Below are 19,886 nucleotides of genomic sequence, written 5' to 3'. Positions count from 1 at the left end.
TTTTCGGCCGTTTCCGCCCCGGGCGCAGTGTTTCGCGCCCGCCCCGGGCGGCGCTCGCGCAGAGTGCTCGGCATGACGACACCCGCTGAGCTGCTCCGGTCCCTCGCCCGCACCCGGGCCTCCCTCGACGGCGAGGAGGTCACGTACTGGTGGACGGGCGATGTGTACGCGTGGGCGCCCGACCAGCCCTATGAGCGGCTCTTCGGCTTCGAGGGTGTCAACGTCGCCCGCCTCGTCCAGGATGCCGAGACGGGCCCGGACGCCTACCAGTTACTGACCCGCGAGGCCGCCTTCTATCTGGACCCCGGCACCCGCGAGATCCTGGAGACCTGGAACGGCCTGCCGGTGATCCACGTCTGGAACGACCCCGCCAACCAGAGGTGGCGGCCGTTCCCGGTCCCGGCCACCGACCTGGGTGCGCAGGTGTGCTTCAGCCTGGAGATCCCGCTGGCCTACCCCTCGCCGCTGCCCGTGGCCGATTACCCCGTCCACTCGGCCGGGGACACGTACAAGGCCCTGGAACTCTTCCAGTTCTTCGCCGACCGTGTCGATCTGGCGGGACCGGCGCCCAGCGTCCCCGCCACGATGTCGTGGACGCGGATGTCCCCGTGGCTGCCGTGGATGGCCCGGGGCCGGGCGCCCGGCGGCCTCGCCTTCCACTGCCGGGGCCGGAAGCTGGGCTCGTACGCCGAGGTTCCCGAACGCACCCGCGCCTACATCGCCGCCCACCACCCGGAATTCGCCCACGCCCCGGAGTGCTGGAGCGAGCCGAACGAGACCAGCTGGACGTATTTCCGCAAGCTCAACCCGCCGGCGTAGCCCCGGCCCCGTTCCGGTGCGTCTCCGTACCGGTCGCGGGCCGTTCGGCGCCTGCCGGGTCGAGGCCGCAGAGGTCGCCCAGGAGCACGGGTCTGATGGGCAGTTGGGCGGAGAAGCAGCCGCCGTGCCCGACCGGCAGGCCGCGTGCGGAGGCGAGGGCCGCGGCGACACCGCCTTCGCAGTACCGGCCCTGGCAGGGGCCCATGCCGGGCCGGCAGGAGAGCTTGACGGCGTTGACGCTGCTGACGAAGGGCGACTCGGCCAGGAAGTCGTCGAGGGTGCCCCGGGTGACCATTTCGCATCGGCAGACGGTCGTCCCCCGTGTGGCGAGGTCGCCGAGAGCGGTGAGCTCGGGCTCGAACAGGCGCTGCACCACGGCGGAGAAGCGTCTCGCTCCGCGTAGGGCGCGTTCGGCCGCGGCGAAGGCGGCGCAGGGCACCGTCCGTCCGAGGTCGGCGGCGGCGGCGAGGCCGGCGAGGGCGCCTTCGGCGCGCGCCTGATCTGCCCCTGCCACGCCTGCCGGCTCACCGGCGACGAACACCCCGGGCACCGATGTCCGCTGCCGGGTGTCATGGGTGACCACCCATCCACCGCGCCGGGCGTCGTGGACGACCTCGCATCCGGCCTGGCGGGCCAGTTCCGTGGACGCCGAGAAGCCGTACCCGAGCACGAGATGGGAGGCGGCGACGTCACGGGCGCCACCCGTGACGTTCCACCGCCGGTCGACCCGGGCGAGCCGGACGCTGGTGAGACGGCCGGGGCGGCCGGTGCCGTGCGCGGCGGTCACGACCGTCCGCGAGGAGACGCGCACGCCCCCGCGCACGAGCCGGGTGAGGATCATGCCCGACTCGGCGAGCATGCGGACATGACCGGGTACGGCACCGAGCGCGCGAAGCAGTTCGGCGGGGGTCGGAACACCTTGCGCGAAAGCGACCTCGCGCACCCGGACACCGTCGCGGACGAGGCGGTCGGCCACGAGGAGGAGCAGCGGGTGCGCCCCGGCGAGCACCACGTCTCCGACGGGAGCGATGTGCTGCGCCTTGACGAGGGTCTGCACTCCGCCGGCGGTCATCACTCCGGGCAGCGTCCAGCCGGGGAAGGCGACCGGCAGGTCGTAGGCCCCGGTGGCGATCAGGAGGCAGCGCGCGGCGATCTGCCGGGCCCCGTGGCGCGGGTGGCTGACCGCCACCCCCAGGCTGTCGGGGCCGGTGCCGCCCGGCAGCACGCCGATCGCCGACCAGCCGAACTTCGTCGTCAGCCGCGGGTCCTGCTCGAACCGCCGGATGAGGCCGGTGGCCCAGGCGTAGCCGGCGGTGGGCCGCGGGGTGCCGGTGGTGTGGTCCTGCGGCGGCCTGCGGAAGATCTGGCCGCCCGCTCTCTGCTGCTCGTCGATGACGACGGCCTCCAGGCCGTGGTCGGCCGCGTGGAGGGCCGCCGACATGCCTGCCGGGCCCGCGCCCACGACTGCGAGATCGAACATCACAGTCTTCCCGACGTCTCGACGGCCATGCCCTCGCGCACGGCCACGAGGCAGGTGCGGGTCAGCGGCCGGCCGTCGACGGTGGCCGCGCACTCGAAGCAGGAACCCAGGTTGCACAGGGGTGCCCGTGCGGCGCCGCTCCGGTCCCGGTCGAAGGGGGCTCCCGCGACGAGCATGGCGGTGGCCACCGTATCGCCGGTACGGGCGCGGACCCGGCGGCCGTCGACCTCGATGGTGACGTCGGCGCCGGGGCCCCGGGTCGTGCGGCGCCAGGTGGAGGGTGTGGTCATGATGTGCTCCCTTCCTCGAATCGGGCGGGGTCGTACGGGGCGAGGTCGATGTCGGGCGCGCGGCCGGCGATGAGGCCGGTCAGCAGCCGGGCGAAGCTGGGGCCGAGCGTGAACGCCGATCCCCCGGTGGCCACGAAGACCCCGGGCGTGTCCTTGACCGCGCCGACCAGCGGGAGCTGGTCGGGGGCGACCGTGGTCGTGCCGACCCAGGTGCGCACCACGGGGATGCGTTCCAGCGCGGGTACGGCGTTCACGGCGGCGCGGGCGTTGCCCGCGACGGAGGGTGCGGTGGGCTGGTGCTTGAGGTCGAACGCCGGGGTCCCGTCCGCGTTCGTGATCAGCCGGGCCGGCCAGCCGCCCCCTATGAGCACGGTGCGGTCCAGTGACTGTTTGAGGGACAGGCGTGCGCCCGCGTGCTGGACGAGATGCGGGATGAGCGGGGGGACCTTCGCGGTGACGGTCATGGTGAGGGCGAGGGGCACGGTGGGCAGTCGTGCGTGGAAGAGCCGCCCGAGCCCGGTCGTCCACACCCCGGTGGCGAGCACGACCGCCGCCGCCCGGACAGTGCGGTCGTGCTCGCCTCCTGCGTGGTCCGTCTCCCGGAAGGTGAGGTGCCAGCCGCCGGGCACCCGGTCCGCGCGGTCCAGCCGGGACCGGGTGCGGACGGTGGCCCCGGCGGCCGAGGCCGCGCGGGCGACCGCCGGAGCCGCGAGGCGGGCGTCCGCCTTTCCCTCCAGCGCGCTGAGGTTGGCCGCCACGACGGTGGGGGCGAGGTAGGGGGCGACGGTGTCGAGTTCGGCGCGGTCGAGCGTGCGCACGGCAAGCCCCCAGGAGCGTTCGAGGCCGGCCTTGAATTCGAGCGTGCCGACCTGGTCCGCGCTCTCGGCGATCATGAGCCCGCCGCTACGGCGTACCCCGAGCGGCTCCCCGACCTCGTCCTCCATGCGCGCCCACAGGGCGGCGGCGTCCAGGTGCAACGGCATGGCCTCGGCCGCGACACGGGCGGCCTCCTTTCCCCGCTCGACCATCCGGTATTCGAGTTGGAAGTGGAGGCTGCCCGCGTTCCGGCCCGAGGCGTGCTGGTTGATCTGGTCCTTGTCGGCCAGCAGGACCCGTGCGCCGTCGCGGGCGGCCATCCAGGCCGTGAGGCATCCCAGGAGACCGCCGCCGACGACCACGACGTCGTAGCGTTCAGCCATCGCGAGTAGTCACCGGCCGGCCGGCGGTGTTCCGGCCGGGCGCGAGGACGGGGGCGGCGCGGCGGCGCGGTCGTGGGGTGACATGGCCTCCGAGTGGTGGTGGACGATCCGCCACCCCTGCTCTCCTCGCCGCAGTACGTCGCTGACGCGGTAGCAGCGGTCGGGATCCGTCCCGGGGTAGACGGCGCGCAGGACGTAGCGTGCGACGGCGCTGTCCCCCCAGGCATCGACCAGCAGGTCCTCGGGGGCGACGGACACCGGCACGGTGGCGGGGGTCATGCCGGCCCGCCGCCTCGTGCGCAGTGCGTCCACCTCTGCGGTGCTGTGCAGCATGCGGTCGGCGTCGCTCTCCCAGACGGTGACGCCCGGATCGAGGCACCGCGCGAACGCCTGCCAGTCGCCGAGTGCGTGGTAGAGGCCCTGGATCAGGGAGGTCACTTCTTGTTCGGAACTCATCTTCGGTCCTTTCTTCGGTCCTTGTCGGTCGGGGGTGACCGCGGTCGTCACGCGTGCTGGTCGAGGACCGTGCGGCCGCCCTTGACGATCAGGCTCAGCTCGCGCATGGCGGAGATGTCGGCGAGCGGGTCGCCGGCGACGAGCAGGAGGTCGGCGAACGCGCCTTCGCGGACGCAGCCGATCATGGCCCCCTTGCCCAGCCAGTCGGCGCCCGTGGAGGTGGCGGCCGTGAGCGCGGCGTGCGGAGTCATGCCCGCCTGCACCATGAATTCGAGTTCGCGCACGGTCGCCGATGTGCCGTCGAACTCGGCGTGCGGGGGCATGTCGCTGCCCAGGGCGATGCTGACGCCGTGCCGGATCGCCGTCTCCAGGCTCTCCCAGTGGCGGTCGCCCCAGGCGAGGGCGCGGTCCTGCATCCAGACCGGCATGCGGTGGCGGTCGAAGAACTCCCTGCACCGGGTGACGGTGATGGTGGGGACGTAGGTGACGCCGCGCTCGACCATCAGCCGGCAGAGCTCGTCGGTCAGCTCGTAGCCGTGCTCCACGCAGTCGAGCCCGCGCCGGATCGCCTCCATGGTGGGAATGGCGGGGCCGGCGTGCGCGGTCACCTTCCGCCCCCACGCGTGGGCGATCTCCAGGACCGCGTCGAGTTCGTCGTCGCGCAGCTGGGACGTCGTGACCTTCTCGTGCTCGCCGGCCATCCCGCCGGACAGCGACAGCTTGATGAAGTCGGCGCCGTGCTTGATCTGGTCGCGGACGGCGGCGGCGAAGCCGGCGGGGCCGTCGGCCTCACGGCTGCGCTGCCAGCCGTGTCCGCCCGTGGAGCAGACGAGCTGGCCGGCGGTGAAGATGCGCGGGCCGAGGGTGCGGCCGCTGTCGATGGAGTCGCGCAGGGCGAAGTCGATGTGCCCGTAGGTGCCGGTGAGTCGTACGGAGGTGACGCCCGCGAGCAGGGACAGCCGCGCCTCCTCGGCCATGTGCAGGGCGAGTGCGGGGTCGTCGAGCATCGCGACGCGGGCCAGGTCGCCGGGGAGGGCGAGGTCGAGGTGGACGTGCATGTTGATCAGGCCGGGGACCACGGTGGCACCGGCGGCGTCCAGGACGCGCGGGTCGGCGGCGGTGGATGCCTCGCGCAGCACCTCGTCCACGGGACCCACCCGGCGGATACGGTCCCCGCTCACCCAGACGCCCTGGTTCTCGGCCACCTGCTCCGAGCGGCCGTCGAAGACGCGGGCTCCGGCGATGACGAGATCCCTCTGCTGTGTCTGCATGGCACTTCTCCTGTGTGTTGTTCGTCGGTTGTTTCAGCGGTCGGTGGGACGGGTGTACGGGTCGGCTGCCGCTCAGCTCTGTGTGTCGGCGGCCAGGGCGTGTGCCTGTTCGGGGTGGGTGCCGTCGGTGCGGTCGAGGTGGTGGGTCTCCTCCGCCCAGTACACGGACGCCAGGCCTATGAGGGCGATGACGACGAGGAGGCCGGCCAGGGGCCACAGCGAGCCGCCGGACCAGAGGATCAGCGCCGAGACGGCCAGCGGGAAGACGGCCGTGATACCGCCCGAGATGAGGTTGACCGACATGCCGCTGTAGCGGAGGTCGGCGGGGAAGAGCTCGGTGAAGAAGCTCGGCACGACGCCGATCATCCCCGCGTGGCCGGTTCCGAAGGCGAGCGACACCGCCAGAATGAGGAGCAGGCCGTTCTCGCTGCCGAGCATCCAGATCAGCGGGAAGGCCAGTACGGCGGCCGCCGTCGCACCCAACATGTACACGGGTCGCCGGCCGACGCGGTCGCTGAGCCGTCCGAAGCCGACCATGGTCACCATCTCGACCGCGAATCCGACCATGAGGGCGACCAGGGCCATCGTCGGGCTGACGTGCAGGACGTCGACGCCGTAGACGAGGACCGCCAGCTGCACGAGCGAGGAGAAGCCGGATTCGCCGAGTCGGGCACCGATCGTGACCAGGGCGCTCTTGCGGTGGTGGCGGAAGACTTCGGCGATGGGGGCGCGGGCCTGCTTGCCACGCGCCTGGAGCGCGGCGAACTCGGGGCTCTCGTCGACCTTGAGCCTCATGTAGAGCCCCACGGCGACGAGCACGACGCTGGCCAGGAACGGAACCCGCCACCCCCAGGACTCGAACTGCTGCTGCGAGAGGACACCGGAGAACAGGGCGAAGATCCCGGTGGCGGCGAGGAAGCCCAGCGCGATGCCGGACTGGGTCATGCTGGTGAAGAACCCGCGGCGGTGCGCCGGGGTGTGTTCGGCCACCAGCAGCACCGAACCGCCCCACTCACCGCCTGCCGCCAGGCCCTGCACGAAGCGCAGGACGACCAGGAGGACCGGAGCCCAGCCACCGATGGTCGCCGCCGTCGGCAGCAGGCCGACCACCGTGGTCGACACACCCATGATCACCAAGGTCAGCACCAGTACGGTCTTGCGGCCCAGCCGGTCTCCGAGGTGCCCGAACAGCATTCCGCCCAGGGGCTTGCTCACCGATCCGACGGCCAGGGTTCCGAGGGCTGCGATGGTGCCGACCGCGGGGCTGAGCTGCGGGAAGAAGAGCTTGTCGAAGAGCAGGGTGCCGCCGGCCACGTACAGGAAGTAGTCGTACCACTCCATGGCCGTGCCGATCGAGCTCGACACCACGACCCGCCCCAGCGACCGGCCGACCGGGGATTCGATGTGCGCCGGAACTGCCATACGTAGACTCCTAGACGGCTGGTGATCACGCTTGGGGGGACGGGCGGCCGGAGTGTTCTCCACGTCCTTCGCTCTGCCCGTTGCCGGGACGCTAAGCGAGCCCGAGTGTGCAGTCAAGCTTTACAACGTGCCGATTATTTACCCGCCCAACGGTACGTTCTGATGACATCCGTGCAGTGAGGCTTTACGAGGGGTCATGATCAGTCAACAATTGCGGATGCTCCGGACCCAGCGCGGCCTGAGCCTGCGCGCGCTCGCCGCGGAGACCGGTGTGTCCGCCACACTGCTCAGCCAGATCGAGCGCGACGTGACCGAGCCGAGCCTGGCGACGTTGCGCCGTCTCGCCGGATTCTTCGGGGAGTCCGTCTCCGCGCTCTTCGACGATCAGCACAGCCCGGCGGTGTGGGTGAGCAGGCCGGGCAACCGCTCGACCATCACGGGGCCGCGCGGCAGACTCCGCTACGAGCGCCTGACGCCGAGCAACGGCCAGATGGAGGTGCTGCGGGGCGTGCTCGCCCCCGGCGAGACGACCGCCGACGAGATGTGGGCGCACCCCTCGCTGGAGTGCACCGTGGTGGTCGTGGGCACCCTCACCGTCGATCTCGGCTCCGACTCCCACGTGGTCGCCGCCGGGGAGGCCATCACCTTCGACGCGCGGCAGCCCCACCGTTACCGCAACGCCTCGGACGCGGCCGTCGAGTTCCACGTGTCGGTGACGCCGCCGAACCCGTGACGCTCGTGTTCGGCGGGTGCGGGCGGCGCCGCTTCTCCCCGGCGCCGCCCGCACCCGGCCGTACCGGACGCGGGGCAGCGGATCCCGCGTCCGGCGTCTTCACCGCCGGTCCGGCAGGCTTTCGCCGTCCCTCCGGGGGCCGAGGGCAGCGGGCGTTCCGGCCGCGGCCGGCGCGGGGCGCCGGGGGCCGGGGAAGAAGCGGTTGGTCGTGCGCCGGTACAGGTCGTAGTCGGGGCGCTTCCTCAGGCTGAAGTGTTCCGCGGGAACGGCACCCGTGTAGTACACGAGCGTGTGGTACATGGTCCAGGAGACCCAGGCCAGACCGAACGCCGTCAGAAGATCCGGCACCAGGGGCTCCTCGCCCCAACGGGCCGTCAGCACCGGCAGCGAGAGCAGGATCAGACAGTTCCACTGCATCCACTGGGCGAAGTAGTTGGGGTGCCGGCTGTAGCGCCACATTCCGGCGTCGCAGGTGCGGTGCACACCCTCGCGGCGGCTCCGGCGGGTGAAGCGGGCCTTCTGCCGGTCGGCGGCCGATTCGGCCACCCAGGCAAGGGCCCACAGGGCGGCCGCCGTGACGCTCAGGGCGTCGAACGGCCCGGACCGTTCCGCGGCGAGCAGGGCGGGAATCGCCAGGACGGTGGCGTTGGCCCCGCACTGGACCAGGATCTCGACCTGGAGGGACAGCCTCTCGCCCCGGAAGCCGTCCCGCTCCCAGCGCCGCCGCTGGTAGCGGTAGCGCGGCAGCTCGACCGGCAGCCGGGCGAGCACCATGAACCGCAGGGACCAGGCCCCCATCCGAAGCCCCATCAGCAGATAGATCACCGCTGTGGCCATGATGGCGGGCGACCCGGCGTCCCCGAAGACCAGCACCTGGGCGCCCAGCGCGACCAGCCCCCAGGGCCAGGCCACGTCCACGTAGGACATGAAGCCGGTGCGATGGGCCGGCAGGCAGGCACCCACCCCGAAGACGACCAGTTGCACGGCCAGATTGACGACCGCGAACCGGGCGGGACCGGGCTGGGCCACCAGCCCGGCGAACAACACGGCATAGATCGCGAACGGCGCGATGCGCCTCACGACGGCCATAACGACTCCCCTCGCCTGAGACACATGCATCCAGGTGTCTCGCGTGAGACATTAGGTGCATGATGTCTCGACCGCAAGAGATCCCCGATCCCCTCCCCGTGGACGACCCGGTGCTGCGCGCGGCGGTCGCCATGTTCGACCGGGACGGCTGGATCGACGCCCGCGCGCTGGCCCAGGAGGCCGGAATCGGCCGCGCGACGCTCTACCGGAGGTACGGCGACCGGGACCGCCTGCTCGGGGAGGTGATCTGGTCGATCGCCACGGCCGAGTTCGCCCGGGTCCACCCCCGGTGCCGCGGGCGGGGCGCCGAGGGGATCGCCGACCTGGTCCACGCGATACTGCACACCAGCGCGCAACTGCCTTCGATGCGCCGGTTCCTGGCCGACCATCCGGAGACCGCCCTGCGGGTCATGACCTCGCGCGACGGCGTCATGCAGCACCGGCTCATCTCGACGCTCACCCGCATCGTCCGGGCCGAGATCGGCGAACCCGACGACACCGACGCGGCCACCCTCGCGTACGCCGTCACCCGCGTCGGCGAGTCCTTCTACTACCGGGAACTGATCACCGGCGAGCCGGCCGACATCGACGCCGCCGCCGTCGTCATCCGCCGGCTCCTGCGCTGACCGGGCGGGCCCTCGGGACGCGTCCCGTACATGCCGAAGCCGTGCCCGGCGGGTGCCGGGCACGGCTTCGGCGCGCGGTGCGGGGTCAGCGGACTTCGAGGACCCGGTGCTCCTTGAGCGAGGCGCAGTTGCTGTTGTCCACCGACACGTACACGTTGTCGATGTGGCCGCTCCAGCTGACGCAGTGGCCCTTGCCGTAGGCGTAGACCGGACCGGCGTACGACGTGAACTTCCCGGTGTCGTCCGCCCAGGCGTCGGTGTCGGGGATGTAGATGGACGCGCTCATGTCCAGTGCGGCGCCCGGATTGGAGCGGATGGTCACCACACAGTTCTTGCCGTTCGAGGCGTTGTACGTGAGGTAGAGCGTGCCGAGGGAGCCCACGGCGGCCGAGTTCACCGTCTTGTACGAGCTCCCGCAGACGCCCTGGGGTGTGACGTTGGGCGCCGCCGAGGCGGACGGGCCGAACGCGGCGGTCGCGCCCACCATCAGCGTGGTCAGTGCTCCGGCGGTCGCGATATTACGGATCTTTCGCATATTTCCCCCTTGCGTCCTCAGGAGCGGTTTGCTCCCACTTGTTGTGACCTCCGAAGGGCGCGGATGGTTGTGCGCGAATCGTCTTTCCTGCGGGCTGGGCGACGAACGGTCAGGCGTGGCGCAGGCAGAGGGTTCCCCACTGGAAGCCCGCGCCGATCCCGGCCAGCACGTAGGTGTCTCCCGGGAGCAGGGCACCTTCGGCGACGGTGGCGTGAAGTGCCGTGAACAGGCCCGCCGATCCGGTGTTGCCGAGTCGGTCGATGGTGACGGTGGCCCGTTCCCGGGGAACGCCCAGAGCGGCCAGGGTCTCGGTGAGGATGTTCAGGTTCGCCTGGTGCAGGAAGAAGTGCCCGACCTCGTCGATCGGCACGGCGGCGCGCTGGGCGGCGCGGGTGATGCTCTCCGGCAGGCGTGTGGTCGCCGCGTTCCAGACGGCGCGGCCGTCCATGTACAGGTAGTGGTCCCCGGCGGCGACGGTGGCGGCGCTGGCGGGCAGCCGGGAGCCGCCGGCGGGGATCTGGACGTCGTAGGACAGCTGGGAGCCGAGGTCGTAGGACAGCAGGCCCGCGCCAGGGGTGTCCGACCGGGTGAGGACGACGGCTGCCGCGGCGTCTCCGAAGAAGACCCTGGTGGTGCGGTCGGTGGGGCCGGTGATCCGGGAGGCGCAGTCGGCCGCGACGAGGAGGATCGTGCTGATGGAGGGGTTCTGCAGGAGGTGGGCGGCGATCAGCATCGCCTGGATGCCGGAGGCGCAGGCGGCCTGGGTGACGTCGAGGGACAGGGCCCGGTGGGCGCCCAGGGCGTCCTTGACGATCAGCGCGGTAGAAAGGAGCGGCTGGTCCCCCGTGTAGCTGGCGACGACGACCGCGTCCAGTTGGGCGGGCTCGATACCGGCGGCGGCCAGGGCCGGGTGGGCGGCGGCGACGCACATGTCGGAGGTCGCCAGGTCCGGAGCCAGACGGCGACGTTCACGGATGCCGGTGCGGCTGGTGATCCACTCGTCGCTCGTGTCCAGGGTGCGGGTGAGCTCCTGGTTGGTGACGACCGCCGGCGGCAGGTGCACCCCCGTCCCGGCGATGGCGAACGGCACGGACAGGCCGACGCCCGTCTGGTGGAACAGGGTCTGGTCCAGGGCGACGGTCATGCCACGTCGCTCCGTTCGGGCGTGATCGATGCTTTTCGGGGAGCTCCCATATTCCACACCTTTCGATATCTATTCGAGAAAGGACCGGCGGCGCCGGGCCCGTCGGATTCCAAAGCCGCCGCATCGTCTCACGGAAATCAAGCAAGAATATCGCGCGGTAATCCGTGAGCGTGAGGAATTGTTCGACCACTTGACATCGCGATACCGGAATTACTCAGGTGTGCCATGCGGAACCGGCGGCGAACGCTTTTCGAATGCGCGCACGGACGATCCGGGAGTGCCCGCCGGTCACGACGTCCTTTCCTCGGACGGGGGTGTGCGGAGCGACGGCACGGAGGCGAGCAGCGTCCGGGTGTACGGGTGCCTCGGCGTGCGCAGGAGCGTCTCGGTGGGAGCGGTCTCCACGATCCGCCCGTGCCGCATGACCGCCACGGCGTCGGAGACGTGGCAGACCGCGGGCAGGTTGTGGCCGATGAACAGCATGGAGAGCCCGAGCCGTCGCTGGAGTTCGCGGATCGTGTTGAGTACGGATGCCTGCACCGATACGTCGAGTGCCGAGGTGATCTCGTCGGCGATCAGCAGCCCCGGCTCGACGGCCAGGGCGCGGGCGAGGGCCACCCGCTGGCGCTGGCCGCCGGACAGCTGCCGCGGCAGGCGGCCGGCGAGCCGGGGGTCCAGGCCGACGAGGCCGAGCAGTTCGGTGACGCGCTCGGCGCGCGCGGTCCGGTCGAGCCGGCGGTAGACGGTGGCGGCCTCGGCGAGTGCCTGACCTGCCGTCATCCGCGGGTCGAGCGCCGTGTCCGGGTCCTGGAGGACGATCTGGACCTGTCGGCCGAGGCGCCGCCGGTCGCGGATGGTCCGGGCTCGGCTCCCCCGGCCGTCGATCAGGATCCGGCCGCTCTGTACGGGGACGAGGCCGACGATCGCTCCGGCCAGGCTGGACTTGCCCGAGCCGGACTCCCCCACGAGCCCGAGGGTGGTGCCGGACGGGACCTTCAGCGAGACGCCGTCCACCGCGGCGAAGGAGCCCCGGGGGCCGGTGCGGCGGACGGTGAGCCCACTCACCTGAAGGGCCGTCACGACGCGGTCACCGGCTTCGTGCCCGCTGTCACCGGCAGCGGATACCAGCAGGCGACCCGGTGGCCCGCACCGAGGTCGTCGAGAGGCGGAGCCTGCTCGGCGCAGAGATCCTGGCGGCGTGGGCAGCGGGGCTCGAACGGGCACCCCGGCGCGGGTGCGAGCGGATCGGGCGGCGCGCCCTCGACCGTCGGCAGGGGCCGGTCGCGGTCGGCCGTGAGGTCCGGCACCGATGTGACCAGGGCCCGGGTGTAGGGGTGCCGGGTGCGGTCGGCGAGGCGGGCGGCGGGCAGCGCCTCGACGACGGTACCCGCGTACATCACCAGGACCCGTTCGCAGAACTCGCCCACGAGCGCGATGTCATGGCTGATGAACAGGATCGCGGCGGAGGTGTCCCGCCGGATGTCGGTGAGCAGCCGGGTGATCTGCCGCTGGACGGTGACGTCGAGGGCGGTGGTCGGTTCGTCGGCGATGATCAGTCCCGGCCGCACCATCAGCCCGGCGGCGATCATCACGCGTTGGCGCTGGCCGCCGGAGAGCTGGTGGGGACGTGAGCGCAGCACCGCCGGGGGCAGCCCGACCCGGCGCAGGGCATCGACGGCCTGAGCGGTGGCCTGGGCGCGGCTCGCACCGCGGTGGGTGCGGACGGCCTCGGTGAGCTGGGTGCCGATCCGCAGGGCCGGGTTGAGCGCCGAAGCCGGGTTCTGGAAGATCACCGACAGCCCCGTCGCGAGGTGCCGGTCCCGTTCCTTCGGTGTCAGGGCGGCGAGGTCGGCCCCGAGCAGACGCAGTGTGCGCCGGGACACCCGGGCGCCGTACGGCAGCAGGTCGGCGATGGCCAGCGCGGTGAGCGACTTGCCCGATCCCGACTCGCCGACGAGGCCGACGATCTCGCCCGGCCGCAGTGAGAGGCTCACACCGCGCACCGGCCGGATCGTGCCGCCGGGGGTCGGCAGTTCGACGGTGAGATCGTCGACCTGGAGGACCGTTCCACCCTCGGCGGGGCCGCTCGGGGCGGTCCTCTGCGCGGGGATGCGCACCACAGGGCCGCGCCCGGCGGCGCTGCCGGCCAGGACCTCGCCGAGCAGTTGGAAGGCCAGGGCGGCATACAGCAGGGCCAGGCCCGGGGCGAGTGCGGGCAACGGTTCGGCGTAGATCCGGTCGAGCCCCTGGCTGAGCAGCTGCCCCCAGTCGTAGCCGGGTGGCTGGACGCCCAGGCCGAGGAAGCTCAGCCCGGAGAGTGCGACCAGGGCGGTGCCCGCCGCCGTGGTGACGCTCAGGAGCAGCGGCTCGGCGATGTTGGGCAGGACGTGGCGCCACAGCAGCCGGTGGCGGCGCAGGCCGAGGACCCGGGCCGCGGCCAGGTGGTCGGTGCCGGCGACGCCCGCGGCGAGGGTCTGGGCGAGCCGGGCGAACCCGGGTACGGCCGCGGCGGAGAGGGCCAGCACCGCACCCGTCGTGCCCGCGCCGAACACCACCGCGAGGAACATCGCGAGCAGGAGCGCCGGGAAGGCGAGCAGGAGGTTGATCAGCCCGGCGGTCAGCCGGCGGGCGCGCCGCCCGAGTACAGCGGTGCACGCCCCGAGGAGCACACCCGCGGTCGCACCGAGCACAACCGACGCCAGCGCGAGCAGCAGCGAGGGCCGGGTGGCCGTCAGGACCCGGGCCAGCAGGTCCCGGCCGAGTCCGTCCGTGCCGATCGGGTGCGCTGCCGAGGGGCCCTGGAGCACGGCTGAGGGATTCGGGCGGTCGGCCGCCGCGCCCCACAGGAGCGGGCCGGCCAGGGCGAGCACGACGAGCGACGCCAGCATGACCCCGGTGACCCAGGCCATGGGTGAGCGCCTGAGCGCGGAGGGACGGGGCATGGTCACGACTCCCTGATCGCCGAGCGGGGGTCGAGCACGGCGAGCAGCACGTCGACCAGGAGACCGGCGAGCAGCACGGTGGTGCCGAGCACCAGCACCATGGCCTGGATCACCGGGTAGTCCTGCGCGACCACGGACTGGGCCATGGCGGAGCCGATGCCGGGCCAGGCGAAGACCTTCTCGACCAGCACGGTGCCCGCGATGAGGGCGGGCAGCAGGCTCCCGGCGACGGTGAGCGTGGCGGCGGCCATGTTCGGTGCCGCGTGGAGACAGCGGCGTGCGGACGACAGCCGCTTGCTCCGGGCGGTGCGCAGGTAGTCCTCGTCGAGCACCTTCAGCGCCTCCACTCTGACCAGGCGTAACAGCATCGCGGTGGGAGTGAGGGAGAGCGCGAGGACGGGGAGGACGAGGGACGCGACACCCGCCGCCCCGGCCACGGGGAACAGGGGAAGGCCGACGGCGAGCAGCGCGGTGAGCCCGGACGCGAGCACGAAGTCCGGCACCCCCGTCAGCCCGGCCGTGACCGAGGTGAACACCAGCTCGGTGCGCGGGCGGCGGCCGTCGCGGGTGCGGAGGGCGGCCAGCAGGCCGCCGGGCAGGGCGACGGCGAGAGCGGTGAGGAAGGCGAGACCGGCGATCTCCAGCGTGGCCGGCAGCCGGGTGCGGATCAGTTCCGCGACCGGTGCTCCGGTGACCAGCGAGGTACCGAGGTCGCCGTGCAGGAGGCCGTCCACGTAGTGCCGGTACTGGGACAGGAAGGGCGTGTCGAGCCCGAGGGCGTGCCTGCGGGCGGCCACCAATTCGGGGGCGGCGTCGACGCCGAGCGCCGCCCTGACCGGGTCGCCGGGGATGAGGCGGACCATCGCGAAGGACGCGGTGAGCACGATGCCCAGGGAGACGACGAGCCTGAGGCCGCGGCGGCCGAGGAACACGGTCCAGGGGTGCCGGAGCAGCTGGGGAACGGACATGGTGGACCCCGGGTCACTGGTGGAGGCGGATGCTGGTGGGTACGAGCTGTCCGCCGAAGGTGGTGGTGAAGGTGGTGCGGTAGCCGTACACGCCGCTCCTGCCCTCGGCGATCGGCAGCGCGTCGGCCGAGCGGAAGAGCGCGGCGGCCGCCCTGTTCCAGGTCCCGCACCCCGTGGTGCCGGTCTCCCGGAGTGCTCGGGCGACAAGGGCGTCGTATTCGGGGTTGTCGACCCCGGCGAAGTTGAGGCCCTGGGCGGGGCCTGAGAAGAAGGGGATGAAGCCGGTCGGCAGGGCCAGGCCCGGTGTGCTGCCGACCACGACGTCGAAGTCCGCGGTCTCGTACATGGCGTTGACGAGGGCGGGCAGGCTCTCGCTGACCAGGTCGACCCCGGCGCCGAGCGCCGTCCACTCCCGGGCCATCAGCTCGGCGACGGAGGCCAGCGTCGGGCCGAGGTCCGGGCTGGTGATCAGCCGGAGCCGTAACGGCTGCCCGTCCTTGGTCAGTGGGCCGCCGGCGGTACGGGTCCAGCCGGCGGCGCGCAGGGCCTCGGCGGCGTTCCCCGCGGGCAGGTCGGCGTCGGCGAGGCCGGTGTGGCAGACGGAGCCCTCGGCGCCGAGGTCGGTGGCGGGGCTGCCGGTGCCGCCGACGGCGACGTTGGCGAGTCCCTGGCGGTCGAGGGCGGAGACCAGGGCGCGGCGGAGCGCCCGGTCGGCGAGCACCCGGCCGGGGCGCTGGTTGAAGAACGTCAGCCCGATCACGGTCGCCACGTCGGTGGTGGCCAGGCCGCGGCCGGTGAGCCGGGCGCGGTCCGGCCCGCTGACGTGCGCGATGTCGATGCCCCCGGTGATCAGCAGGTTCGCCGCCGTGGAGGCTTGGGGCACCACCGAGATCTCGATGTGCTCGGGAAGACCTGGCTCCGAGGCCGTCGCCCCGGCGGGCCCCCAGGCGTAGTCGTCCCGGACGGTGAACTCGTACGGGCCTCCGGGGGTGTAGCGGGTCAGCACATAGGGGCCGGTGCCCTGGCTGGCGCGTTCCAGCGCTTGGGGCCGGTCGAGTCCGGCGGGGCAGACGATGGGCAGCAGGCCGATCGTGCGGGTGAGGAAGGGGAAGGGGGCGGCGGCGGTCACCGACACCGTGCCGGTCCCGTCGTCGGCGCTCGCCGTGAACGGGACGTTCGGGAGGACGGTCAGGGCGCCGGCGAGCTGCTTGTCCGGGTCCCCCGCGTAGGTGAGCGACCGGGCCACCGCGGAGGCGGTGAGGGCGGTGCCGTCGGAACAGGTGATACCCGGGCGGAGGGTGAAGGCGGCCTCGGTGGCCGTGGCATGCCAGGAGGAGGCCAGGCCGGTGACCAGGGCGCCGTCCGGGGCGAGGTTGACCAGGGAGTCGTAGGCGTAGCGGGCCTGGGAGGCGCCGAAGGCGGAGTACGGATCGAAGCTGGGCGTCTCGCTGGACTCGGCGATCCTGACGGTGCCGCGGTGCACCAGGGGGGTGGTCGTCGAGGAGGTGGCGACGCCGCCGCAGCCGCTCAGCGTGAGGGCCGAGGCGGTGAGGGCGGCCGCCAGGGCGACCGGCGGTGTGCGTCGGAGCATGGAGTCATGGTGCCACCGGGACTCACCCGTGATGAGCCAACTCCCTTGCCCGGAAAGCGTGTTCGAACCCGGAGAGCCGCCCGGCCGCTTGGCCGCGAGCCGTTGGGAGCGATCGGGGCGGCTGATCCTGATTCACCCATATGAGTCACGCCCGCCCCCTCGTCGCGGGGCCGAGGGGTCGGGCGGTGCGGCGGCGGACGGGAAAGGCACTTGAAATACATCAAGGCATGATAATCAGATTATCGTGCGACTGAATGTTCGGGTGCGTCCAATTCAGGACACGCGAAAAGTTCACCGACACTCACACGAGTGAATCAAGCGGCAGCCATTTGGCCCAGGCGGGCACGGTTGGACTACCGTGATCACGGGACGGCGCGTTCCGGTGTCCAGGGATTCGATTCCGAGTGAGTTCCGGATTTCGAGACGGAATGCTTCATACCCGCCCGGCTGTGCGCTGCTCCGGTTCTCGCGCCCGGGTTCCCTGTCATACGTATGCGTGGAGAGGATGGAGCATCATGCCGCCTGTAGTACCGCCCTTTCTGGTCGGACTCATCGTCGCGCCACTGGCCAAGCGTCTGCTCAAGCCACTGGTGGGCGGAGTCGTCAAAGCGTCCGTCGGCATCGCGATGGAGGTGAAGAAGGCGGCCCACGAGGCCGGGGAGAACATCCATGACCTCGCGGCCGAGGTGGCCGCCGACGTGGTGGCCGCCCAGATCGCCGCCGGTGACGCCGAGGGCCACTCCGTTCCCGGACAGCACACGACCGGGAGCGGCACCAAGGGGGACCGGAGGGCCCCGAAGATCCGCGCGACCGCCGAGAGCGCCGTCGGCAAGACGAACTGACAGTCCGTGTGAACCCGCGGCCGCCACCGGGCGCGTCCGCCGATCGATATCGGCGGAACGCGTCAGGGTGGCGGCCGTTCTCAGGCCGATCGGCCGCAGCGAATTCCTTTCAGCATTTCCCGCTCCGTCGCCGCGATCCGTCGTATCCGTAACGGAATTTCCGCGACCTCCGCAAACAGGTGAACGTACACATGCCATCGCTACTGGGTGCCGCATCCGGATTCCGCTCCGTGGAACCGGGTGCGAGCCCTCGCTCGGTCACACCGGGCCGCCAGCGCTGGGACGTCAGGCTCGTCGTCGGACGCCCCCGGACGGCCGAACTCCTGGCCTCCGCGCTGCGCCACATTCCCGGGATCACCGAGGCCCAGGCCAGTTCGGTCACCGGAGGGGTGCTCGTCCGGCATGACGCGCGCCTGCGGGCCACGGACATCGGCCGGATCATCCGCAGAGCCGTCGCCCGGGTCGCGGAGGAGACGGCGAGCACCGGGCGCACGGCCCGGCCCGCCCCGCCGGCGGACCGCGGCCTGGCCGTGCGCCCGGTGCTCGCCGTCGGCGGCGGGGTCGCGGCCGGCACCGCGCTGCTCAAGGGGCCGGCACTGAGCAGGCAGTTGGTGGCCGCGGGCGGGGTGGCCGTGGCGACCGCGGTCGTCCTCCGCAAGGCCTGGCGCAGAACGGCCGACGCCGCGCAGGCCGCGGCCGGGCCCGGTTCCGAACGCCATCCCCTCCTGGAGATCGCCGGTCCGCACCGCCGCCGCCTCTACCGCGCCGCGGCTCTGTCCGTCGCCTGCCAGGCCGCGGAGATGGCGCTCGGCACCTTCCTCGGCTGGACCGGCCTGGTGCTCATCAAGGGCGAGGCGGCCCCACTGGCCCTCCTCGGTCTGACCACGGCCTCCGCCCAACTCTGGGGGCTGGCCGGGCTGGTGGCCGCCGCCTGCGCCGCGGTGGCGGGCCTCTCGTACGCCTCCAACCTCCAGTGGCGCCGGCTCGGACAGGACATCGAGCACGACTGGCGCGGCCGCACGTACCGGCACGTCCAGCACCTCGACCTGGGACAGTTGGAGGGCGAGCGGACCAGCCGGGTGGCCGGCACACTCACCAACGACGTCGGCCAGTTGGGCGCCTTCTTCGCGGGCCCGGCCAACGACGTGCTGCAACTCGGCACGAGTCTCGCCCTCCTGGTGCCGGCGTTCCTCCTGCTGGCACCGCAGATCGCCTGGATCGCGTTCCTCCCGATCCCGGTCATCGCCTGGCTGTCGCTGCGCCACCAGGACAAGGCCGCCGCGGACTACGCCGCCACCGGCGAACACCGTGCCAGGCTGGGCAGCCAGGTGATCAACTCGCTGGAGGCGGGTGCGACCGTCAAGAGCTTCTGCACCGAGGGCTACGAGGCGGAGCGCGTCGACGAGCTGAGCGAAGCGGTCCAGGAGAGCAGCCGGCAGACCGACCGGAGCACGATCCACCACGCCGAGACCATCCGGGCCTGCACCACCGCGTCCATGGCCGGCACCCTGCTGATCGGCGGCCGTTCCGTCCTCAACGGCACCCTGCGTTTTGAGGTGTTCAGTCCCCTCATCGGACTCCCCCAGATGCTGCTGATGCGGATGAGCCGGCTCGGCGGCATCGCCGACCAGTACCAGCGCACCCTCGCCTCGTACGACCGGATCCAGCGGCTGCGCGAGCTGCCTGTCGAGGCCGACGGCGGCGACGGGACACTCGACCCCGCCGAGGTGCGCGGCGAGATCGTCCTCGACGGCGTCACCTTCGCCTACCCCGGCCGGCCGGCCACGCTGGAGAACCTCTCGCTGACCATCCCGGCCGGCCGGGTCACCGCCCTGGTGGGCGCCACCGGCTCGGGAAAGACGACGATCGCCAGACTCCTGATGCGCTTCCAGGACGCCGAATCCGGCAGGGTGCTCCTCGACGGTCAGGACGTCCGGGACCTGCGACGACACGACCTGCGCCACGCCATCGGCTTCGTCGCGCAGGACCCCTTCCTCTTCGACGGCAGCGTCGCCGACAACATCCGCTACGGGAGCTTCGACGCCTCGGACGAGGCCGTGGTGCAAGCATCGGCGATGGCCGAGGCGCACCCCTTCATCGCGGCGCTGCCCGACGGCTACGACACCCTGATCGGTGAGCGCGGGGCCGCGCTCTCCGGCGGCCAGCGGCAGCGGATCGCCCTGGCACGCGCGATCCTCAAGGACTCGCCGGTCGTCATCCTCGACGAGGCCACCTCCGCCGTGGACAACGAGACCGAGGCCGCAATCCAGCGCACGCTGCAGAGCTTCGCGGCCGACCGGACGATGGTCGTCATCGCCCACCGTCTCTCCACGGTCCGCCACGCCGACCGGATCTACGTCATGGACAAGGGCGGCGTCGTCGCCGAACAGGGCACCCACGACGAACTCCTCGCCCAGCACGGACTCTACGCATCCCTCTGGCAGCTCCAGGCCGGCGAACTCGCCGCCTGACCGCAGGA

Annotated in this window: 18 protein-coding genes; 5 read left to right on the top strand and 13 right to left on the bottom strand. The window is 72.1% G+C overall.

Annotation, left to right across the window (positions count from 1 at the left end; translation table 11 throughout):
- Positions 1-72: 72 nt before the first annotated feature.
- Positions 73-819, top strand: coding sequence for a DUF1838 family protein (locus tag B082_RS0105475; protein ID WP_026249448.1), 747 nt, complete (start codon positions 73-75; stop codon positions 817-819).
- Here the strand turns inward: B082_RS0105475 and B082_RS35635 are convergent.
- From B082_RS35635 to B082_RS35625, 6 genes are all read right to left on the bottom strand, one after another.
- Positions 803-2,299, bottom strand: coding sequence for an NAD(P)/FAD-dependent oxidoreductase (locus B082_RS35635; RefSeq protein ID WP_018550798.1), 1,497 nt, complete (start codon positions 2,297-2,299; stop codon positions 803-805). The genes B082_RS0105475 and B082_RS35635 overlap by 17 nt on opposite strands.
- A complete protein-coding gene (locus tag B082_RS0105465; RefSeq protein WP_018550797.1) occupies positions 2,299-2,589 on the bottom strand; it encodes a (2Fe-2S)-binding protein in 291 nt (96 codons plus the stop codon). Before B082_RS0105465 ends, B082_RS35635 begins: the two co-directional genes overlap by 1 nt.
- Entirely contained in the window at positions 2,586-3,788 is a 1,203-nt protein-coding gene (locus tag B082_RS0105460; protein WP_018550796.1) for an NAD(P)/FAD-dependent oxidoreductase, read from the bottom strand. Before B082_RS0105460 ends, B082_RS0105465 begins: the two co-directional genes overlap by 4 nt.
- A gap of 9 nt (positions 3,789-3,797) precedes the next feature.
- Entirely contained in the window at positions 3,798-4,244 is a 447-nt protein-coding gene (locus tag B082_RS35630) for a YybH family protein (RefSeq protein ID WP_078622500.1), read from the bottom strand.
- A 47-nt stretch (positions 4,245-4,291) separates the two neighbouring features.
- Entirely contained in the window at positions 4,292-5,515 is a 1,224-nt protein-coding gene (locus B082_RS0105450; RefSeq protein ID WP_018550794.1) for an amidohydrolase family protein, read from the bottom strand.
- 72 nt (positions 5,516-5,587) lie between these two features.
- On the bottom strand, positions 5,588-6,937 hold the full coding sequence (locus B082_RS35625) for an MFS transporter (protein ID WP_018550793.1): 1,350 nt from the start codon (positions 6,935-6,937) through the stop codon (positions 5,588-5,590).
- Between the two features lie 196 nt (positions 6,938-7,133).
- Here B082_RS35625 and B082_RS0105440 point away from each other — a divergent pair, with 196 nt between their 5' ends.
- Complete coding sequence (locus B082_RS0105440; protein WP_018550792.1) at positions 7,134-7,670, top strand: helix-turn-helix domain-containing protein; 537 nt, start codon at positions 7,134-7,136, stop codon at positions 7,668-7,670.
- A 99-nt stretch (positions 7,671-7,769) separates the two neighbouring features.
- Here the strand turns inward: B082_RS0105440 and B082_RS35620 are convergent, their stop codons facing one another.
- A complete protein-coding gene (locus tag B082_RS35620; protein ID WP_018550791.1) occupies positions 7,770-8,759 on the bottom strand; it encodes a DUF1295 domain-containing protein in 990 nt (329 codons plus the stop codon).
- A 59-nt stretch (positions 8,760-8,818) separates the two neighbouring features.
- Between B082_RS35620 and B082_RS0105430 the strand changes: the two genes are divergently transcribed.
- A complete protein-coding gene (locus B082_RS0105430) occupies positions 8,819-9,385 on the top strand; it encodes a QsdR family transcriptional regulator (protein WP_199783759.1) in 567 nt (188 codons plus the stop codon).
- Between the two features lie 85 nt (positions 9,386-9,470).
- On the opposite strand, the gene B082_RS0105425 is transcribed toward B082_RS0105430, so the two are convergent.
- From B082_RS0105425 to B082_RS0105400, 6 genes are all read right to left on the bottom strand, one after another.
- Positions 9,471-9,920 (bottom strand): hypothetical protein, encoded by a 450-nt coding sequence (locus B082_RS0105425; protein WP_026249447.1) that lies wholly within the window; start codon positions 9,918-9,920, stop codon positions 9,471-9,473.
- Positions 9,921-10,029: 109 nt separating this feature from the next.
- Positions 10,030-11,064, bottom strand: coding sequence for a 3-oxoacyl-ACP synthase III family protein (locus B082_RS0105420; protein ID WP_018550788.1), 1,035 nt, complete (start codon positions 11,062-11,064; stop codon positions 10,030-10,032).
- A 288-nt stretch (positions 11,065-11,352) separates the two neighbouring features.
- On the bottom strand, positions 11,353-12,144 hold the full coding sequence (locus tag B082_RS0105415) for an ABC transporter ATP-binding protein (protein ID WP_018550787.1): 792 nt from the start codon (positions 12,142-12,144) through the stop codon (positions 11,353-11,355).
- Positions 12,141-14,006 carry a dipeptide/oligopeptide/nickel ABC transporter permease/ATP-binding protein gene (locus B082_RS0105410; RefSeq protein WP_234018116.1) on the bottom strand — a complete coding sequence of 622 codons (1,866 nt, stop codon included), beginning with the start codon at positions 14,004-14,006 and terminating at the stop codon, positions 12,141-12,143. The genes B082_RS0105415 and B082_RS0105410 overlap by 4 nt, the downstream gene beginning before the upstream one ends.
- 2 nt (positions 14,007-14,008) lie before the next feature.
- Positions 14,009-14,974, bottom strand: a complete 966-nt coding sequence (locus tag B082_RS0105405) for an ABC transporter permease (RefSeq protein ID WP_018550785.1) — start codon at positions 14,972-14,974, stop codon at positions 14,009-14,011.
- A gap of 13 nt (positions 14,975-14,987) precedes the next feature.
- On the bottom strand, positions 14,988-16,565 hold the full coding sequence (locus B082_RS0105400) for an ABC transporter substrate-binding protein (protein WP_018550784.1): 1,578 nt from the start codon (positions 16,563-16,565) through the stop codon (positions 14,988-14,990).
- A 515-nt stretch (positions 16,566-17,080) separates the two neighbouring features.
- Between B082_RS0105400 and B082_RS0105395 the strand changes: the two genes are divergently transcribed.
- The gene (locus B082_RS0105395; protein WP_018550783.1) at positions 17,081-17,407 is read left to right on the top strand and encodes a DUF5132 domain-containing protein; all 327 of its coding nucleotides are present in this window, start codon (positions 17,081-17,083) and stop codon (positions 17,405-17,407) included.
- Positions 17,408-17,598: 191 nt separating this feature from the next.
- Positions 17,599-19,878, top strand: a complete 2,280-nt coding sequence (locus B082_RS0105390) for an ABC transporter ATP-binding protein/permease (RefSeq protein WP_202453777.1) — start codon at positions 17,599-17,601, stop codon at positions 19,876-19,878.
- Positions 19,879-19,886 lie beyond the last annotated feature (8 nt).

Source organism: Streptomyces sp. ATexAB-D23, assembly GCF_000373645.1.
Lineage (GTDB): Bacteria > Actinomycetota > Actinomycetes > Streptomycetales > Streptomycetaceae > Streptomyces > Streptomyces castrisilvae.
This window is presented reverse-complemented; position numbering and strand designations above follow the sequence as displayed.

Coding starts and splice junctions, on each gene's coding strand:
- B082_RS0105475 (WP_026249448.1), top strand. CDS start 73: ATGACGACACCCGCTGAGCTGCTCCGGTCCCTCGCCCGCACCCGGGCC.
- B082_RS0105390 (WP_202453777.1), top strand. CDS start 17,599: ATGCCATCGCTACTGGGTGCCGCATCCGGATTCCGCTCCGTGGAACCG.
- B082_RS0105420 (WP_018550788.1), bottom strand. CDS start 11,064: ATGACCGTCGCCCTGGACCAGACCCTGTTCCACCAGACGGGCGTCGGC.
- B082_RS35620 (WP_018550791.1), bottom strand. CDS start 8,759: ATGGCCGTCGTGAGGCGCATCGCGCCGTTCGCGATCTATGCCGTGTTG.
- B082_RS0105430 (WP_199783759.1), top strand. CDS start 8,819: ATGATGTCTCGACCGCAAGAGATCCCCGATCCCCTCCCCGTGGACGAC.
- B082_RS0105460 (WP_018550796.1), bottom strand. CDS start 3,788: ATGGCTGAACGCTACGACGTCGTGGTCGTCGGCGGCGGTCTCCTGGGA.
- B082_RS0105465 (WP_018550797.1), bottom strand. CDS start 2,589: ATGACCACACCCTCCACCTGGCGCCGCACGACCCGGGGCCCCGGCGCC.
- B082_RS35625 (WP_018550793.1), bottom strand. CDS start 6,937: ATGGCAGTTCCGGCGCACATCGAATCCCCGGTCGGCCGGTCGCTGGGG.
- B082_RS35635 (WP_018550798.1), bottom strand. CDS start 2,299: ATGTTCGATCTCGCAGTCGTGGGCGCGGGCCCGGCAGGCATGTCGGCG.
- B082_RS0105405 (WP_018550785.1), bottom strand. CDS start 14,974: ATGTCCGTTCCCCAGCTGCTCCGGCACCCCTGGACCGTGTTCCTCGGC.
- B082_RS0105425 (WP_026249447.1), bottom strand. CDS start 9,920: ATGCGAAAGATCCGTAATATCGCGACCGCCGGAGCACTGACCACGCTG.
- B082_RS0105450 (WP_018550794.1), bottom strand. CDS start 5,515: ATGCAGACACAGCAGAGGGATCTCGTCATCGCCGGAGCCCGCGTCTTC.
- B082_RS0105395 (WP_018550783.1), top strand. CDS start 17,081: ATGCCGCCTGTAGTACCGCCCTTTCTGGTCGGACTCATCGTCGCGCCA.
- B082_RS0105440 (WP_018550792.1), top strand. CDS start 7,134: ATGATCAGTCAACAATTGCGGATGCTCCGGACCCAGCGCGGCCTGAGC.
- B082_RS0105410 (WP_234018116.1), bottom strand. CDS start 14,006: ATGCCCCGTCCCTCCGCGCTCAGGCGCTCACCCATGGCCTGGGTCACC.
- B082_RS35630 (WP_078622500.1), bottom strand. CDS start 4,244: ATGAGTTCCGAACAAGAAGTGACCTCCCTGATCCAGGGCCTCTACCAC.
- B082_RS0105400 (WP_018550784.1), bottom strand. CDS start 16,565: ATGCTCCGACGCACACCGCCGGTCGCCCTGGCGGCCGCCCTCACCGCC.